The organism is Streptomyces ossamyceticus (assembly GCF_001418475.1).
In the GTDB taxonomy this organism is placed as follows: domain Bacteria; phylum Actinomycetota; class Actinomycetes; order Streptomycetales; family Streptomycetaceae; genus Streptomyces; species Streptomyces ossamyceticus.
Window position 1 is genome coordinate 1 of the sequence record NZ_LIQX01000347.1, and the last position, 569, is coordinate 569.

Consider the following 569-nt stretch of genomic DNA (forward strand, 5'->3'; position numbering starts at 1 on the left):
ATCCCGCCGTCCCCGACACGCCCCCTCACCACTGACCGACCCGGAGGAATGACCCATGCCCCAGCCCAACTTCGTCGGGTACCACATCCGCAAGTGGTTCACCCAGACCGAGGACACCCTCGCCAACGAGACCGGTGTCCTCGCGGACGGCGACCCCGTCCGCAAGATCGTGATCGCGGCGGCGGTCCACAACCCCTACGCCGGGCGGTTCAGCCAGGACCTCGGCGACATCGTGGCCGACTCACCGAAGCTGGGTGAGGAGTTCGGCCGGCGCGCCCTGGAGGCGGCCGGCGGCCTCGCGATCCAGAGCTACGGGAAGGCGTGCCTGGTGGGCACGGCCGGCGAGTACGAGCACGGCAACGCCTTCCTCACCGCGGTCTTCGCGGACCCGGTGCGCGAGGCGGTCGGTGGCGGGAAGGCGTGGGTGCCGTCGACGGGCAAGCGGGGTGGGCCCGGCACGGTCCTCGACGTTCCGCTGGCCCACAAGGACGCGCTGTACGTCCGCTCGCACTACGACACCATCACGGTGAGCTTCTCCGACGCCCCGCACCCGGACGAGGTCGTCGTCG

Annotated in this window: 1 protein-coding gene; it reads left to right on the forward strand. The window is 71.2% G+C overall.

Annotated features, from left to right (window positions below; genetic code table 11):
* Positions 1-55: 55 nt before the first annotated feature.
* On the forward strand, positions 56-569 hold a 514-nt coding region (locus AOK15_RS24750; protein WP_055520504.1), incomplete at its 3' end, for an amino acid synthesis family protein.